Raw genomic sequence first — 16,489 nt, forward strand, 5'->3', positions numbered from 1 at the left:
AGGCATCTCATCCGACTCCCGGCCTGTCCGGTGTCCCGATGCTGGGCCATTGGTGCCCGCCGGCCGCCTCGGCTTGGCCCGACCGGGCGACATCCGTCACCCCCGGTACGGTGCGACGGCGTGGCCGGGCGACACGGGGAGCCGGAGCACCAGGCGGGCCCCCGTCGCCGCGTCCTCGGCCGTCAGCGTCCCGCCGTGGTGGGCCGACAGGTCGCGGGCGATGGCGAGACCCAGACCCGCACCGCCGTGATCCCGGCTACGGGAGTCGTCGAGGCGGGTGAAACGCTCGAAGACCCGCTCCCGGTCGGCCGCCGGGATGCCGGGACCGTCGTCGGTGACCTCCAGCACGGCGCTGCGCGGCCCCGGGCCGCCCGTGGTGCGCAGGGTGACCCGCACGCACCGGTCCGCGTACCGCTGCGCGTTGTCGAGGAGGTTGGTGACCACCCGGCTGAGCCACAGGGCGCTGCCGGTGATCCCCACCCCGTCTTCCAGGCGCAGGTGTACGGGAACCCGGTCGCCCAGCCGGGCGGCCACGGCTTCCTCCACCAGGGCGGTCAGGTCCAGTTCCACGGCGGCCACGGGCTGGGCGGCGTCGATGCGGGCGAGCAGCAGCAGGTCGGACGCGAGGTGCTGGAGCCGTTCGATGTCCTGGAGGGCCCCGCCGATCAGCTCGGGCCACAGCTCCGGGTCCCGGACCGCCAGGGCCACTTCCAGCTGTGTGCGCAGGACGGTGATGGGGGAGCGCAGTTCGTGCGAGGCGTCGGCGATGAACTGCCGCTGGCGCACCCCGGAGGCCTCCAGCCGGTCCAGGGTGGCGTTCATGGTCTGCGCCAGACGGGCCACCTCGTCCTGGGTGGCGGGCACCGGCACCCGGCGGTGCAGATCGCGGTCGGAGATCTCCGCGACCTCGGCCCGGATCGCCTCCACCGGCCTCAGCGCACGGCCGGTGACCCGCCACGTCACCAGGGCGACCGTGGCCAGGAGCAGGGGCATGCCGATCACGAGGGCGGCCGTGGTGGTGTCGTCGGCGGCGTCCGCGTCGCGCAGGGAGGCCCCGGCGTAGACGACGGCGGGGCCGTCCGGGGTGTTGGTGATGACCTGGACGACCCGCTGACGGTGGTCCCCGCCCAGCGGCCGGACCCGCCAGGTCTGGAAGCGGGTCCCGGGCACGCCGGGGCCCGCCGGGCGGAACGCGGGGACGCCGATGAGGTTGGGGGTGGCGAACAGGACACGGCCGTCGGCGCCCACCACCTGGACGAATTCGACGCCACGGGCCGTCAGCCGGACACGGTCGAGCCGGCCGGCCGCGGTGAGCTGTGCCACCGTGTCGGCCTGCCGCCGCGCGTCGTTCTCCGCGTTGCGCAGCAGATTGGCCTCCAGCAGTCCGAGCAGCGTGAACGAGGCCAGCGCCAGGGCCGCGGCGACCACGAGGCTCGCTCCCACGGTGGCCCGGGCCCGGACCGTGGTGGGCCACAGCCGGCGCAGCCCGGGCCACCGCTCCAGCGCCGTGCCGGCGGCCGCGCGCACGGCGGCGGCCGGGCGGCCGGCCAGCAGGCGGCGGCGCAGGAGGCGGCCGTGTCCGAGGAGGCCGCGGGCGGAAAGGCCGCGGGCGGGAAGGTCGCGGGCGGGGAGGTCGCGGCCCCGGAGGCCGCGGACGCGGGGACGCTCAGCCACCGTCGGCCGCCAGCCGGTAGCCGGCCCCGCGTACGGTCTCCAGCGCGGCGCGGCCGAACGGAGCGTCGATCTTGCGGCGCACGGCGCTGACGTGGACCTCGACGACGTTGGGATCGCCCTCGAAGGCGCTGTCCCACACCTGTTCCAGGATGTCCCGTTTGGGCACCACCTCGCCCGAGCGGCGGGCCAGGCACTCCAGGACCGCGAACTCCCGGGCGGTCAGGCGTATCTCGGCGCCACCGCGGGCGCACGACCGCCGGGCGGGATCGATCACCAGGTCGCCGCACCGCATCACCTGCGGGCGCCGAGCGCCCGCGCGCCGCCCGAGCGCGCGCAGCCGTGCGACCAGGACCAGGTAGGAGAACGGTTTGGACAGGAAGTCGTCGGCACCGGTGTCCAGCGCCTCCGCCTCGTCGTACTCGCCGTCCTTCGCGGTGAGCATCAGGATCCCCGACTCGTTGCCGGCCGTCCGCAGCTTCGCGCAGACGCGGTAGCCGTTCAGCCCGGGCAGCATGATGTCGAGCACGATCAGGTCGTAGTCGTGCTCGGAGGCCATCCACAGGCCCTGGAGCCCGTCGTGGGCCACGTCCACCGAGAAGCCCTCGGACTGAAGTCCCCGTTGCAGGGCCACGGCCAGCCGCCGTTCGTCCTCCACCACCAGTACGCGCATGCCGAACAGGGTCTCAGGCCCGGGCCGCGGCAGGCTGAAGAGGTCTTCAGGTGGCTTCAGCTGGGCTTCAGCATCGGCTCGGCATGCTCGGGCACCTAGCCGGGCGACGTGCCCGGTTGTCCTGAGGAGTGCCTGTATGTCTGATGCGTCGACCCCGCCGCCCGCGCAGCCCGTACCGTCCGAGCCGTCGGAGAACGGGACCCCGGCCGCCAGCCCCCGGGAGCGCACGGCCCTGGGCCGTCTGGTGCCCCGGAGCAACGGCGCCCGATGGGCGGCACTGGGCGCGGCCGTCGTGGTCGTCGGGGGCGCGGTGACGGCCGTGGCCGTGGCCGAGCACCACCACGACCGGCCGGACCGTCCCCGCCTCGCCTGGTCGGTGCCGGGGGCCGACGGCCCGGTCGAGCGCCGTGCCGAAGGCGCGGGCCCCGGCCCCGGCCCCGGCCGTCCGGCGGGCCCCAAGGAGCACCGGGTGTTCGGCGCCCCGGAAGCCCCGGGCGGGCGGGGCGGCGACTCCCGGACGGCCCCGGCGCCACTGCCCTCCCTGGCCATCGGAGAGGCGGCCGCCAAGGCCGCGGCGGCGGTGACCGGCGGCAAGGTGGAGAGCCTGCGCGTCGTCGCACAGGAAGGCGGCGGCAGCGCCTGGCTTGCCGTGGTCCTCGGCCCGGACGGCGTCCGGCACGCCGTCACCGTCTCCGGCACGGACGGGACGGTCTCCGGCAACACCCCGCTGACTCGCTAGAAGTTTCCGCTCGCCCGGACCAGGCGGCGCCGCGCGCGCGGTGGGTAGGGTCGGGTGCATCCGACCGAGGAGGATCAGAGTGACGAGCATCGTCATCGCGCAGACGACCGTGAACGACGAGGACAAGGCGTACGGCCTCGCGCGGGCCGCGGTGGAGGCCCGCCTGGCGGCCGGTGCGCACGTCGACGCGCGGATGACGACCTTCTACTGGTGGAAGGACGCGGTGCAGCACGAGCGGGAGTACCGCGTCTCCTTCAAGACGACCGAGGAGAAGGCCGCGGAACTGGAGGCCTGGGTGCACGCGAACCACCCGTACGAAGTGCCGCAGTGGATCCTGCTGCCGGCCGTGCGGGCCTCGGAGGAGTTCCTGGCGTGGGTCGTGCAGGAGACCACGGCCAGGTAGCTCGGCCCTGCCCGCCGCGGCCCTGCCCGCCGGGGCCGGAGCCGCGGCGGGCCCGCCGGTCAGCAGGCGATGGCACCCTTGCGCAGCGCGTGTCCGCCGGTGTTGCTGTCGTCGGCCCAGTACACGGGCTTGGAACCACCGGCGCATTCGGCGGCCCCGGACACCGAGAAGCCCTCGTTGTTGAGGTCGGGCATGCCGCTGGGACGGTCGTAGACCGCGGTGGTGGCGAAGACTCCGGACGCGTTGACCCGCATGGTCCGGTGCGCGCCGCCGCAGGTGTCGTCGCAGACGGCCCACAGACGCGCGGCCTGCGGCTCCCACTGCACCTCCATGACGCCGTCCAGGCCGCTGTCGACGGAGGCGACCCGGGTGAACGTGCCCGTGTCCTCCAGGACGTACCCGTGGATCGTCCCGGTGCCCTCGACCCCGACGAAGAACACGCCGCCCGTGTGAGCGCCGTACCCGCTCGGGTCGTAGGCCGAGCCGGTCGACTCGTCCTTGAAGCCCGCGCCGGTCAGGTAGGCGTCGGGAACCCAGGTGATCCCCTCGAAGCCCAGGTTGGATCCCACCGACGGCAGGGAGGAGGTCAGGTTCCACTCCCTGGTGGCCGTCAGCGTGGTGCCCGTACCGCTGACGTCGTACCGCAGGACCGACAGGCGGCTGGTTCCGGAGGAGGCGCTGTTGCGCTCACTGGCGACGAACACACCGCCCGCGGCGCCGGCGCCGGTGACGGTCACGCCCTCACCGTCGGGGCTGCCGGAGCCACCGCCCGGGAAGCGCAGCGCCTTGCCGGCGGACCACCCGTTCGCGGTGTCCGGGGTCCACTCGCCGGCGCCGTTCGGGAGCAGGCGCCACAGCTTCCCCGAGTTCTGCGCCGCCCACATCACGCCCCCTTCCTGATGGAGGCCGCTGAGGTCCTGGCCGAACACGTTCGAGGCGTCGGCCGTGGACACCGAGCCGCTCCCCGGCCAGGCGACGGGCGTGCCGCCACCGCCACCGCCGCCGCAGTCGTTCGGGGCGCCGAGCGTCACCCCGGCCGCCTTGAACGCGCCGACGCCGTCGGCGCACCGCGACCACGAGGGGCCGGAGTGCTCGCTCCAGGTGAAACCGTCGACCAGCGTGCTGCCGTCCGGCAGGTACAGGCGCGCCTTGTCGGCCGAGCCCAGGCCGAAGGAGGCGTGCACGTCGAAGGCGCGGACCGCTCCGGGAGCCAGTGTGACCCCGGAGGAGATCTTGTACTTCGAGCTGTTGCTCTCGTCCTTCAGGATCCATCCGGAGAGGTCGACGGCCGCGGTGCCCTTGTTGTACAGCTCGATCGAGTCGTCGACGCTGCCGGTGGTCACCACCTCGTTGATGCGGATGTCGTCCGCCGGGGCCGCGTGGGCGGCGGGCGCGAGCACGGCCCCGGCGGCCAGAGCGGGGCCCGCGACGGCCACGCAGAGGATTGCGAGGCGACGACGCCACTCGGGCGCGCGTACTTCGGGCATGGTGTCCGTCCTCAGGGGAGTGGTGGCTGGGCGGAACGAGGGTCCCGACGCCTGCGGAACGGCTCGCCACGGGCAGGGGGTTCTCGCGCGAACGGCGGCGGAATTGCCGGACACCTGCGCAGCTCCACGGGACGACGCCGGGGCGGGCCGGCCCCCGCCCGGGCCGGCCCCCGCCCCGGCCCGAATCCGAAAGCGAGTCCTGTTTCTCACGCTACAGGTGGGTTTAACCCCTCTGCCGCTTCCGGGTCGTGACGCCCCGTTAAAGTGCCACGTGCACCGACCCGTTGCCGCCGGGCCCCGCACCGCAGGGTGCGCCCGAACCCCATCCGACCGAGGAACTCCGGTTGTCAGGACCCAAACCCCCGGCGCGAGCCGCCCGGCCCACGCCCGCCTGGGCACGCACCCGCTACTGGTTCGACACCATCGTGGCCCGCGGAACGGCGGTCCTGATCGGCTGGCTCGTGCTGATGTGCCTCGCCGTCGTCATCCCGGCCAGCGCGGCCCTGGTGTGGGCCGACGAAGACGGTCCCACCAGCCTCTCGGGCCGGATGCTGGCCGTCTGGGTGAGCGTCGGCCAGACCCTGAAGATCGGGGGTGCCGTCGGCAGTCCCGTGTACGTGCTCCTTTCGGTGGTGCTGGCGCTGGTGGCGCTGCTGTTCGTCTCGACGCTCGTCAGCCTCATCACCACCGGCCTGAACGACAAGGTGCTCGCGCTCCGGCGGGGCCGTTCCACCGTCCTGGAGTCGGGCCACACCGTCCTGCTCGGCTGGTCCGACCAGGTGTTCCCGATCGTCTCCGAGCTCGTCGTGGCCAATGCCAACCGGCGCCGGGCCGTCCTCGCCGTCCTCGGCCCCAAGGACAAGGCCGAGATGGAGGACGAGATCGGCACGGCGGTCGGGCGGCTGGGCCGGACCCGGCTGATCTGCCGCAGCGGCGAGACCACCGACCCCGCCATCGTGTCCCTGGTCACGCCGGAGACCGCCCGCGCCGTGCTGGTACTGACCCACGACGGCGAGGACGGCGACGCCCACGTGGTGAAGACACTGCTCGCGGTGGAGGCGGCGGTCCGCGGACGGGGCCGGCCCGGCGTGGTCGCGGCGGTCCGCGACGGCCGGCACAAGCGGGCCGCCGACCTGGCCGCCGGGCCCCACGGCCACGTCCTCAACATCGAGGACGTCACCGCCCGCCTGATCGCGCGGACGTCCTGCGAACCCGGACTCTCCCTCGTCTACCGCGAACTGCTCGACTTCGACGGGCACGAGATCTACACGGTGCCCGCCGGCCGCCTCGCCGGAAGCTCCTTCGGCACGCTCCTGTTCGCGTACGCCGATTCCAGCGTGATCGGCCTGCTGCGCTCCGACGGGCGGGTGGAGCTCAACCCGCCCTGCGACAGCGTGCTCGGCGACGACGACCGGATCGTGGTGATCACCCAGGACGACGACACGGCGGTCGCGGCGGACGGGCCGCTCCCCGTCGACGACGGGGCGATCGTCGCGGCTCCGCCCGCGCCGAGGCCCCCGGAGCGGTTCCTGCTCCTGGGCTGGAACCCCCGCGCCCCGCGCATCATCGAACAGCTCGACGAAGGCGTGCCCGACGGGTCCCTGCTGGTGGTGATGGCGGAGGGCGAGGAACACTTACGGGAGGCGGACCGCTGCGCCCGCGTGCCGGGGCGCCGGATGCCGGTCACCGTCCTCGAAGGGGACGTGACGGACCCGGACGTACTGGCGGGCCTCGACGTGCTGACCTTCGACCGGGCCGTCGTCCTCGGCTACGACGGCCCGGCAGCGTACGGCGGTCCGCGCGGCGGTGACGACGGGACCCTGGTGACACTGCTGCACCTGCGGGACCTGGAGGAGGCGGCGGGACAGGAACTGGCCGTCGTGACGGAGATGGCCGACGACCGCAACCGGCTGCTCGCGCCCGCCAGGGACGGCGCCGACTTCATCGTCGGCAGCCGTCTGATCAGCCTCCTGATGACGCAGATCGCGGAGGACGGACACCTCGCGGCGGTCTTCGACAGCCTGTTCGCGTCCACCGGACACACCCTGCACCTGCGTCCGGCCCACGACTACGTCGTGACGGGGCGGTCCGTCGGCTACGCGACCGTGGTGGAGGCCGGGCGCCGCCGGGGGCACTGCGTCATCGGGTTCCGCTCGCACCCGGACGGGCCGGACGACCCCGCGCACGGTGTACGGATCAACCCGGACAAGCGCGAGTCGGTGTGCTTCGGGCCCGCGGACGCGGTGATCCTGCTGGCGGCCGGCCCGCGCTGCTCCGTGCCCTTCCCCGCGCAGCCCGACGCCCGCGTGGCGGAACGGGCCGGGGACCGATGACCCGGTTCCCGGGACCCTGGGGCACCGATCGTCAACTCCCCCTGTGCGCAAGGCCGTCCACGGTGCGGCCGGGGAAGGGGAGGGGCTGTCGGAACCCTTGCCGGTTGGGCCTCCTTCGCGAATGATGCTCCGGGCGTTCGGATTTCGGCACGGTCGAGGCCCGCCCGCCCGCCCACCCGTCCGCCCACCCGACCGCACCCGACCGACCAGGAGGCGTACCTTGCGGACGTACCGTCGCACGCGGAGATCGTTCGTGGTCGCAGGCGCCGCCCTCGCACTCGTCGTAGGGGTGGCCCAGCCGGCCTTCGCCGCACCGCCCCCGGCCCTGCCCGCCCAGGCCGAAGCGATCGAGCTGACCTTCCAGCCGGCCTACGACTACGACACCGACGGCTGTTACCCGACACCGGCCATAGGCCCGACCGGCGTGCTGAACGCCGGACTCAAACCCACCGGCGCCCTCAACGGAAGCTGCCGGGACGCCTCGGACCTCGACAACACCAACGGCTACTCCCGTTGGAAGTGCAACAACGGCTGGTGTGCCGTGGCGTACGCCCTGTACTTCGAGAAGGACCAGGCCATACCCGGGATCAGCCTCGGAGGTCACCGCCACGACTGGGAGCACGTGGTGGTGTGGATCCAGGGCAACGAGGCCAAATACGTGGCGACTTCGGCCCACGGCGACTTCGTCGTCCACGCACGCGACCAGATCCGCTGGGACGGAACCCATCCCAAGATCGTCTACCACAAGGACGGCGTCAGCACCCACTGCTTCCGCGCGGCGAACAGCAACGACGAACCGCCCGAGAACCACGAGGGCGCCTGGCAGTTCCCGGCGCTCATCGGGTGGAACGGCTACCCTCCCGGCTTGCGGGACAAGCTGACCCAGGCCGATTTCGGCAGCGCGCACTTCGGCCTGAAGGACGGCTCCTTCGCCTCCCATCTGGCCGAGGCCAGGCCGGCCGGAATCCCCTTCGACCCGAACCTCTAGCCGGACCCGGGCGGAACCGTCCCCGGGCGGAACCGTCCCCGGGCGGAACCGTCCCCGGGCGGAACTCCTCGCGGGCGTACTACTCCGATGACGGCCGGCAGTAGCGGTGTACGAGATCGGCGTGTCCGGGGAAGCGGTGCAGCAGGTCCTGGGTCTCGCCGAGGGTCATGTCGGCGTAGTCGAATCCGGGCGCGACGGCTTCGCTGATCAGGGCGTGGTCCCCGGAGGTGAGGTGGGAGGCCTTCCACACGCCTCCGGGTACGGGGAGGGTGAGGGACTGCCCCTGGCCCGGGTCCTGGCCGAGGACCGCGGTGGTGTGCCGGCCGTCCGGGTGGAGCAGGTGATAGGTGACCGGTTCGCCGTGGTGGTGGAAGTGCAGGATGTCGGACTCGTTGAGGTGCCAGTGCCCGATCGGTGACCAGTGCGTGAGCAGGTACTGGATGGAGGTCAGGGTGTAGCGGTCGCCGCGGGCCGTCCGGATCTGGGGGCGGTGGTCGGCCTGGAAGGTCCGCCGGAAATACCCGCCCTCCACGTGCGCTTCCAGGCCGAGGGCGTCGATCCAGTCGTGTGCTGTGAGCACGTGTCCTCTTTCTCTCGCTCGATATCCGGTCCGGATGAATTCGAGTCGGAGGCCGTAACGGTTTCCGGCCCGTCGGATGAACCCTATGGTGCGGGACGGCCGGAATCCGGTGCCTTCGACCGTACGACCTGCCGGAATTCAAGCATCCGGTTCCCGAGCCCGCCTTTTCGTCTTAATTGATCCGGTGGATAAGAGCAGGTCAGCGACGTGTAAAGGGAAATATGGTCGAAGTCTGCGCGAGAATCCCTATTCCCCCGAACGTGCATCACGGGAGTTTCGTTGCGGCGGACGATGCCTCCCTGTACAACGGATCGAAATTCAACGTCGACGGATCGAGGATTCACCACCGTGACCACCCGACGTCCGGACCACCACCACGTTCCGTTGCCCGCGACGGCCCCGTCCTCCTTCACGGCGACCACGGTCGACGTCGTCGCCGCCCCCGGTGACGGCCCGCACCTCCTGCACCGTGCGGCCCGCCGCCTGTGCGACGCCGCCGGCCCGCACGCCGTCCTGGGCCAGAGCGCGGGTGAACTCACGGTGCAGCTCGCGCCGGACCTCCACGCGGCGATGTTCGTCTCCACCGAGATGCGCCGCGACACCGCGGGAACGTCCCTGCTGCGCCTCACCCTGCGCCTTTCGGGCAGTGCCGCGTCGCGGCCGGAGGACTCCCTGGACCGCTGGGCCGAGATCTGGCACCGCCAGCCCCTTTCCGTACAGGAATCGGAACGGGTCGCGGGCGAACTGCCGCTCATGAGCGCTGCCGTCGACCGGCTGCGCGAAGGGAAGCCGCTCGCGGGCTTCGCGGTCCTGGTCACCGGACACTTCCTGACCGACCTCGTCCATCTCGTCGCCTGCCTGGCCGAGCTGGGTGCCCCGCTGGACGCCATGACGGTCCTGCGCAAGGACTACGCCTACCAGTGGCGCCACCGGGTCCACGGCCACCTCGACGCACTCGGCGTACACGTCACCGACGCGACGGACGCCCGAGCGGTCGCGGAGCACACCGCCCGCGCCCGGAGCAAGGGCTTGCGCTGCCTGGCCCTGGACGACGGGGGCTACGTCGTACCCGCGCTCCTGGACCAGGGCCGCCACGAGGTCGTGCCGGGATCCGCGGTCGGAGACTGGGCGGGCGTGGTGGAACAGACCATGTCCGGGATCTACAAGCTCCAGGGCCGCGAGGAGGAGCTGCCCTTCCCGGTCTTCTCGGTGGCCCAGTCCCGGCTCAAGGGTCGCATCGAGTCGTACTGGATCGCGGAGAAGGCCGTCACCACGGCCCTCGAACTGCTGCCCGCGCTGAAGATCGAGGGACAGCCCGCACTGGTCATCGGGTACGGCAACGTCGGCGCCCACATCGCGGCCCTCCTCACCCAGCGCCGCATGCGGGTCGCCGTGTACGACGCCGACATCCTCCACCTCATCGAGGCCCACGAGAGCGGCTACACCACCGCGCGCGCACTCGGTCCCCTGCTGACCCGGCACGAGCCCCTGCTCGTCTTCGGGGTCACCGGACGCACCAGCATGTCGACCCGCGAGTACGCGGCCCTCAGGCGCTCGGTCTACCTCGCGAGCGTCAGCAGCCGCGACATCGAGTTCGACCTCCCCGCACTCGAAGCCGCCGCCACGCAGGAGCCGGCGGCCCGGCCCGTGACCCACCCCGCCTACCGCACCCACGCACTTCCGGGGGGTGTGGACGTGACCGTCCTGGCCGGAGGCCGCCCCGTCAACTTCCACGAGACCGACAGCATCAGCAACCTCCACTCCGACCTCGTCTACGCGGGCATGCTCACCGGCGCCTGCGCCCTCGCCACCCGCCCCGCCCCACCCGGGCTGGATCCGGCCTGGGCCGACGCGGTCCTGGACGCGTCGGGGCTCCTCCACGACTACTACGAGCGCTACGGCCCCGGATCCCCGGCCGGTTCCGACCCGGCCGCACGGCCGGGCCCCGCAGAGGGGTACGAGCAGTGACGTTCGGTGAGATTCGGGCGGCTCGGGGGTGAGCCGCCCCATAGGACCCACGTCACATACGACCCGGGGTAGTAGGCCTCGCGGGCCGGTACGGCTCCCCATCACCGGGGCTCCGGCCCGCACCCCCCTGACGGGCCGGGGATCCCCGGCTGCGAGGGCGGGTAGTAAGTGGGTTCGTTGCCAGGGGGGTGGGGGGTCGGTAGAACTGGATGTGTCGCCGGGCGGCCCGGGTGTTTCACTCACCTGCCGCTGACGAACCCCTCTCCACCGCGTGAGTGGCTCACGCATGCCTCAGGCATGCCGCGACCGCCCTTGTCCCCTGTGGAAGGTTCCCCTGTGTCGAACGCCGTCATCCGCCGCATCGCCGCTTCGAAGAAGACCCTCGCGGGTGCCGTCGTCGCCGTCGGTGTCGCCGGCTCGATGCTCGCCACGGTGCCCGCCCAGGCGGCCCCGACGAGCGCCAAGGCGATCGCCCAGCAGATGATCAAGGACCCGGCGCAGTTCGCGGCGTTCAACAACATCGTTTCCCGTGAGAGCGGCTGGAACCACACCGCCACGAACTCCTCCTCGGGCGCCTACGGCCTGGTCCAGGCCCTGCCGGCCTCGAAGATGTCGTCGGCCGGTTCCGACTGGAAGACCAACCCGGCCACCCAGATCAAGTGGGGCCTGGACTACATGAACTCCCGCTACGGCAGCCCCGTCGGCGCCTGGAACTTCTGGCAGACCCACCACTGGTACTGAGCCACCAGCGGACCCGAGAACACATCGCGAGACGCCCGGCCGGGACACCCCCGCCGGGCGTCTTCGCGTACCCCGGGACGCCGGAGGCCGATCCGCGGGTCACCCGCAAGCGGTCCGGCGAGCAGGGCCCGCCCTGGCGGGGGCGGCTCAGTCCTGCCAGTAGAACAGGAGCGTCTGGATGTCCAACGGGTCGCGACGCCCGAAGTAGTACACCCCCAGGCCGGTGACCCGGATCGCACCGACGCTCTGGTCGATCCAGCGGAAGCCCGCCGATTCGAGGGCGCGGCGCACGGCGGGATCGTCGTCGTGATCGGTGGCGAAGCGGCCGAGCGTGCTGACGAGCACCTCGCCGCCGCGCGCGCCGTAGCCGATCACGTCGTACGTACCGTCGCCCTGGTGGTGGGCCTCTCCGCAGGAGACCGGCGGCTTCGGCGTGAGCCCCGCCGCGGTGAGCGCGGTCACGGCCCGCGAGGTCCGCTCGGCCGCGTCGGTACCGGAGGGCGGCTCGGTGCACAGCGCCTCGATCCGCCACCGCGGATCGCTGCGCTCCGCGCACCCGTGCCCGTACTCGTGGACGATCGCCGCGCGCAGCTCCTCGTCCAGGCCGGCCACCTCGACGCGGGGCCGTCCCAGTGCCTCGTACACCCTGCGGGTCTCGGCGGTGTCATGGGTCAGGCGGTACAGCGCGTAGGCGGCCCACAGTTTCGCCTCTTCCGTCGGCGCCTCGGCGAGGTAGCCGCGCAGCCGTTCCGGATCGGCCAGGAGGGTCACGGCGAGGTGGGCGACGCCCCGATCGGGGTCGGCGAGCGCGTCCGCGACGTCCTCCCCGGCGCGGTGCCGCATCCGGACCCCGAAGGCCCGGTCCTCGGGCCGGGCCCCGCCGAGATCGGCGAGCACCGCCTCGACCCCGTACCGGGCGGCCAGTGCGTCCAGCCCGGCCTCGCCGATCACCTGCCGGTGCCCCCACGGGCTGAAGGCCAGCGTCGCCAGGGCCTCCGCCGACGTACGGTCGCCGAGCGCGCCCCGGGCCTTGAGGATCGCCTCGGGCATGCCGTACGCGCTCTCCTGGAGCCGGTCCTCGTGCCGCAGCCAGGGCAGTAGCTCCGGCCGGTCCGCGAGGAGCTCCAGGAGGGCGATGCGCACCGAGCCCGACTGGCCGGCGTCCTGGACACAAGCGATCAGCTCGGCCACGTGCCCCTCCGGCACCCGCCCGGCCAGCGCCTCCACGCAGGCCTTGCGGCGCCACCACGGTTGTGCCGCATCGGCCGCGCACCGCGCGACGGGGTCCGGGTCGTACGCGCGCAGGCCCGCGGTGTCGGTCCGCCCGGCTCCGGGCGTCAGCGTCTCGATCGTCTTCGGCATCCGGGGATGCTACTCGGCGCCGTCGGGCGGCTGCGCCCACCATCGAACGGGCGGCCGCGCCCGCGGCGGCGCGCGTGACGCAACGCGTTGGGGAAGCAGGGGGGGGGGTCGCGCTGACGCGGGTGCGGGCCGGTGTTCGACATCGCCCGGCCCGGGGGCCGGATCGCGCCCGGCCGGGCAGGTCCCGGCGCATGCCCGCTGCGTCGGCGGGGAAGACGCCTCCCGTACAGGACGGGACGGAAGTGACCGAGGACTGAAGGAGTGGCGGCAGTGATTCGAAAGCTGCAGGCTGTGGCGCTGGACTGCGCCGACCCGGTGCGGCTCGCGCGGTTCTACGCGGATCTGCTCGGCGGCAAGGTGGTCGCGGACCCGGAAGAACCCGACTGGATCGAGGTGCACGGGTTCGAGGGAACGCCACTGGCCTGCCAGCGGGTGGACGGCTACCGCCCGCCCGAATGGCCCGGCCAGCGGCACCCGCAGCAGATCCACCTGGATTTCGACGTGGACGACCTCGAAGGGGAAGAGGAGCGGGCGCTCGCCCTCGGCGCGACCGTGCTGGAGCGGACGGACCAGATCCGCCCGGAGGCCAACTGGCGGGTCTACGCGGACCCGGCGGGCCACCCGTTCTGCCTCTGCCTCCACTGACCCGGAACCGGCGGGACGCCGAACCCGTGGGATCCGGCAATTGCCCATCGGCGAACGGTTGTTAACCTATGGCCAGCGGTCGGGGGAGTGTGGGGCGATGCGACATCGCCGCCGTTCGTCATGCCGTTCTGTCCGAGGGGCGTGCCGGCTCCCAGTCGCCGGAGCCTCCCCGCATCCCCACTCCCCGAGGCGAAGACGACGATGACAGCGACCAGCATCACCCGAGCGATCACCGACCTGCTGTTCACTCCGGGAAATGACCTGGCCGAAGCCCTCGACCGGCACTTCACCTCCGACTACCGCCAGCGCACCAACGGCGTGTGGAGCGACCGGACCGCCTTCACCCAGCACATCACCCGCCTCCGCTCCCTGATCCGCAGCGGACACATAGAGGTCCACGACGAACTGCGCGACGGCCTGCGGTACGCCGACCGCCACAGCGTCACCCTCACCCAGCACAACGGAGGCACCTCCCGCACCGAGGTCTACCTCTTCGCCCAGCTCGCCCCCGACGGCCGCTTCCAGCGCGTCGAGGAGACCACCCTCCTGATCACCGGCGAGCCGGAAGACGAGAACCTCGGTCTCGTCAAGTGACCGGAACAGGGCCTCGGTTAGGATCTGCCACGACGTAGCCACTCCGGCGGCGGACCGGCCCCCGGAGTGCCCGACGCGGCACCTCCTCCCACCCGGCGCGGCACCGACCAGCCCGCTCGGAGCTGTCCGCGGGATCGGCAGTCCGGTGCCGGAACGAGGGGGAAGCCGCCATGGTGTCCGTGGGAGAAAGACTCAGCCGAGCGCGGGTACGGGCCTTCGTCGGCAGGGACGACGAACTCGAACGCTTCGACCGGGCCCTGGCGGGCGATCCCCAGGCGCCGTTCGCGTTCTACGTGTGCGGCCCCGGCGGCATCGGCAAGTCGACGCTGCTGCGACGCCTGGCGGACCGTGCCCGCACGGCGGGCCGACTGCTCGTCGAACTCGACGGCCGGTTCGTGAACCGGGACCCCGCCGATTTCGAGCGCGCCGCCGGCCCCTTCCTGGACGTCCCCGGCACCGTGCTGCTCGTGGACTCCTTCGAGCACTGCCAGTGGCTGGAAAGCTGGCTGTGGCACCACTTCCTGCCCCGCGCCGCGAACGACACCCTGGTCGTCCTGGCCGGCCGGCGCGCACCGCAGCCGCAGTGGACCGCCGACCCCGCCTGGTCGCCGCTCCTGCACGTCACCGAACTGGGGGCGTTCTCCGAGGAACAGGCGCGGAGCCTGCTGGTCGCGGCGGGAATCCGGCCGGAACTGCGCGACCGGGTGCTCCGCTTCGCCGGAGGCAACCCGCTGGCCCTGTCGCTGGCGGCCGCCACGGGATCGGAGGGCTGCGGCCGCGAGGAGATCTGGGCCCCCTCGGCGGACGTCCTGCGCATCCTGCTGGCGGGGCTGATCGGAGAGGTACCCACGGCGGCCCACCGCCGCGCCCTGGAGGTGGCGGCGCAGGCCCATTCGACGTCCGAGGAACTCCTCGCCGCGGTACTGCCCGACGAGGACGCCCACCTGCTCTTCTCCTGGCTGCGGGACCTGCCCTTCATGGAGTCCACGCACCGGGGACTCCACCCGCACGACGCCGCACGCGAGACGCTGGCCGCCGACCTGCGCTGGCGGGCACCCAACGCGTTCGAGACGATGCGCCGCCGTCTGGCGGACGAGTACCTGCGCCTGCTGCGCGAGGCACCCGACGAGCGCGTGTGGACCGTCACCGACGAGTTCTTCTACCTCTTCCGGGAGGCGGAGTCCCTCACCCGGGTGCGGACGTGGTCGCGCGAGGACGAGGTCCACGACCGGCCCCTGCACCCGGACGACCTCGACGCCGTGCTGCGCATGGCCGAGGAATCCGAAGGACCCGCCTCCGCGGACATCGTCCGCTACTGGGCACGGCGCCAGCCCCAGGCCTTCAGCGTCTACCGCCTGGTGAACACGGGCCGGATCGTGGCGTTCACCGCCCGGCTCGTCCTGCCGGCCCCTCCCGACCCCCAGGACCTGGCCACCGATCCCGTCGTGGCCGCGGCCTGGCGGTACACCGACACCGCCGTACCGGTGAGCCCCGGCGAGCACATCGGCATCAGCCGGTTCTCCGTCTACCCCGAGCGGTACCAGGTCCCCTCGCGGGTCATCGACCTGAGCAGCTCACGCGCCCAGGCGGAGGCGGCCCGGGCCCGCGGCCGCGCGTACGGCTTCGCCGCCTGGCAGGACGCGGAAACCTGGGCCGAGCGCGTCAAGGGCTCCCTCGCCGACACGGGGGCCCGGCCGCGCGTCGGCGCCCACACCTACGGACTGTTCAGCGTCGACTGGCGCCGCATATCCGTCGAGGCATGGCTCCAGCGGTTCATATCGACCACCGACGAGCCGGCCCCGTCCGGGCCGTCGCCCCTCTCGCGCACCGGGTTCGACCAGGCCGTGCGCGAGGCCCTGGCACACTGGCGGGACGAGCGCGCCTTCGCCGCCTGCGGCCTGCTGCGGACCCGGCTCGCCGCCGACCTCCCCGAGCCGGTGGCCGAACTCCGCGCCCTCCTGCACCGGGCCGTCGACGAGCTCGCCCGCGACCCTCGCGGAGTGCGGGCCCGCGAGGCCCTGATGGCGGGCCACTTCTCCGGTGCGCCCACCCAGGAAGCCGCCGCCCGCCGCCTGGGCCTTCCGTACGGCACCTACCGTCGCCACCTTCGCCAGGGACTCGACCTGCTCTGCGAGGCCCTGTGGCAGCAGGAGCTGCACGGCCCCCGGTAGCCGCCCGGGACCCGCGACCCGGCAAACCTTTCCGGCCACGGCACTAGGGCCTGTCGTCAAACTCCCGTCTGCCCCGCGACGCCTGGCACGCGCTCTCGCCGCACCGGGCGAAAGCCAAGTACGTCCAGTACGCG

General features: G+C 72.8%; 14 protein-coding genes. 9 read left to right on the top strand and 5 right to left on the bottom strand.

Going from position 1 to position 16,489, the window contains the following annotated elements; translation table 11 throughout:
• Positions 1 to 96 precede the first annotated feature (96 nt).
• Complete coding sequence (locus ABZZ17_RS13130; RefSeq protein ID WP_356875175.1) at positions 97 to 1,674, bottom strand: ATP-binding protein; 1,578 nt, start codon at positions 1,672 to 1,674, stop codon at positions 97 to 99.
• Positions 1,667 to 2,344 carry a response regulator transcription factor gene (locus tag ABZZ17_RS13135; protein WP_356875177.1) on the bottom strand — a complete coding sequence of 226 codons (678 nt, stop codon included), beginning with the start codon at positions 2,342 to 2,344 and terminating at the stop codon, positions 1,667 to 1,669. Before ABZZ17_RS13135 ends, ABZZ17_RS13130 begins: the two co-directional genes overlap by 8 nt.
• 136 nt (positions 2,345 to 2,480) lie before the next feature.
• Between ABZZ17_RS13135 and ABZZ17_RS13140 the strand changes: the two genes are divergently transcribed.
• Together ABZZ17_RS13140 and cutA are read left to right on the top strand one after the other, a co-directional pair.
• Positions 2,481 to 3,083, top strand: a complete 603-nt coding sequence (locus tag ABZZ17_RS13140) for a hypothetical protein (protein ID WP_356875179.1) — start codon at positions 2,481 to 2,483, stop codon at positions 3,081 to 3,083.
• A 79-nt stretch (positions 3,084 to 3,162) separates the two neighbouring features.
• Positions 3,163 to 3,486, top strand: a complete 324-nt coding sequence (gene cutA / locus ABZZ17_RS13145; RefSeq protein ID WP_356875181.1) for a divalent-cation tolerance protein CutA — start codon at positions 3,163 to 3,165, stop codon at positions 3,484 to 3,486.
• 59 nt (positions 3,487 to 3,545) lie between these two features.
• Here cutA and ABZZ17_RS13150 read toward each other — a convergent pair whose 3' ends face one another.
• A complete protein-coding gene (locus ABZZ17_RS13150) occupies positions 3,546 to 4,973 on the bottom strand; it encodes a lamin tail domain-containing protein (protein ID WP_356875183.1) in 1,428 nt (475 codons plus the stop codon).
• Between the two features lie 344 nt (positions 4,974 to 5,317).
• Here ABZZ17_RS13150 and ABZZ17_RS13155 point away from each other — a divergent pair, with 344 nt between their 5' ends.
• A complete protein-coding gene (locus ABZZ17_RS13155) occupies positions 5,318 to 7,306 on the top strand; it encodes an NAD-binding lipoprotein (RefSeq protein WP_356875185.1) in 1,989 nt (662 codons plus the stop codon).
• Between the two features lie 220 nt (positions 7,307 to 7,526).
• Entirely contained in the window at positions 7,527 to 8,294 is a 768-nt protein-coding gene (locus ABZZ17_RS13160) for an NPP1 family protein (RefSeq protein ID WP_356875187.1), read from the top strand.
• 79 nt (positions 8,295 to 8,373) lie between these two features.
• On the opposite strand, the gene ABZZ17_RS13165 is transcribed toward ABZZ17_RS13160, so the two are convergent.
• On the bottom strand, positions 8,374 to 8,874 hold the full coding sequence (locus ABZZ17_RS13165; protein WP_356875189.1) for a cupin domain-containing protein: 501 nt from the start codon (positions 8,872 to 8,874) through the stop codon (positions 8,374 to 8,376).
• 348 nt (positions 8,875 to 9,222) lie between these two features.
• On the opposite strand from ABZZ17_RS13165, the gene ABZZ17_RS13170 reads away from it, so the two are divergent.
• Positions 9,223 to 10,842, top strand: a complete 1,620-nt coding sequence (locus tag ABZZ17_RS13170) for a hypothetical protein (protein ID WP_356875191.1) — start codon at positions 9,223 to 9,225, stop codon at positions 10,840 to 10,842.
• A 336-nt stretch (positions 10,843 to 11,178) separates the two neighbouring features.
• A complete protein-coding gene (locus tag ABZZ17_RS13175; protein WP_356875193.1) occupies positions 11,179 to 11,583 on the top strand; it encodes a transglycosylase SLT domain-containing protein in 405 nt (134 codons plus the stop codon).
• Between the two features lie 147 nt (positions 11,584 to 11,730).
• On the opposite strand, the gene ABZZ17_RS13180 is transcribed toward ABZZ17_RS13175, so the two are convergent.
• Positions 11,731 to 12,945: a hypothetical protein gene (locus ABZZ17_RS13180; protein ID WP_356875195.1), complete on the bottom strand. Its 1,215-nt coding sequence runs from the start codon at positions 12,943 to 12,945 to the stop codon at positions 11,731 to 11,733.
• Between the two features lie 270 nt (positions 12,946 to 13,215).
• On the opposite strand from ABZZ17_RS13180, the gene ABZZ17_RS13185 reads away from it, so the two are divergent.
• The 3 genes from ABZZ17_RS13185 to ABZZ17_RS13195 all read left to right on the top strand — a co-directional run bounded on the left by ABZZ17_RS13185 (position 13,216) and on the right by ABZZ17_RS13195 (position 16,355).
• Entirely contained in the window at positions 13,216 to 13,590 is a 375-nt protein-coding gene (locus tag ABZZ17_RS13185) for a VOC family protein (protein ID WP_356875197.1), read from the top strand.
• 201 nt (positions 13,591 to 13,791) lie between these two features.
• A complete protein-coding gene (locus ABZZ17_RS13190) occupies positions 13,792 to 14,184 on the top strand; it encodes a nuclear transport factor 2 family protein (protein WP_356875199.1) in 393 nt (130 codons plus the stop codon).
• 170 nt (positions 14,185 to 14,354) lie between these two features.
• Positions 14,355 to 16,355: an ATP-binding protein gene (locus ABZZ17_RS13195; RefSeq protein ID WP_356875201.1), complete on the top strand. Its 2,001-nt coding sequence runs from the start codon at positions 14,355 to 14,357 to the stop codon at positions 16,353 to 16,355.
• Positions 16,356 to 16,489 lie beyond the last annotated feature (134 nt).

Source organism: Streptomyces sp. NPDC006512 (assembly GCF_040611935.1).
Taxonomy (GTDB): Bacteria; Actinomycetota; Actinomycetes; order Streptomycetales; family Streptomycetaceae; genus Streptomyces.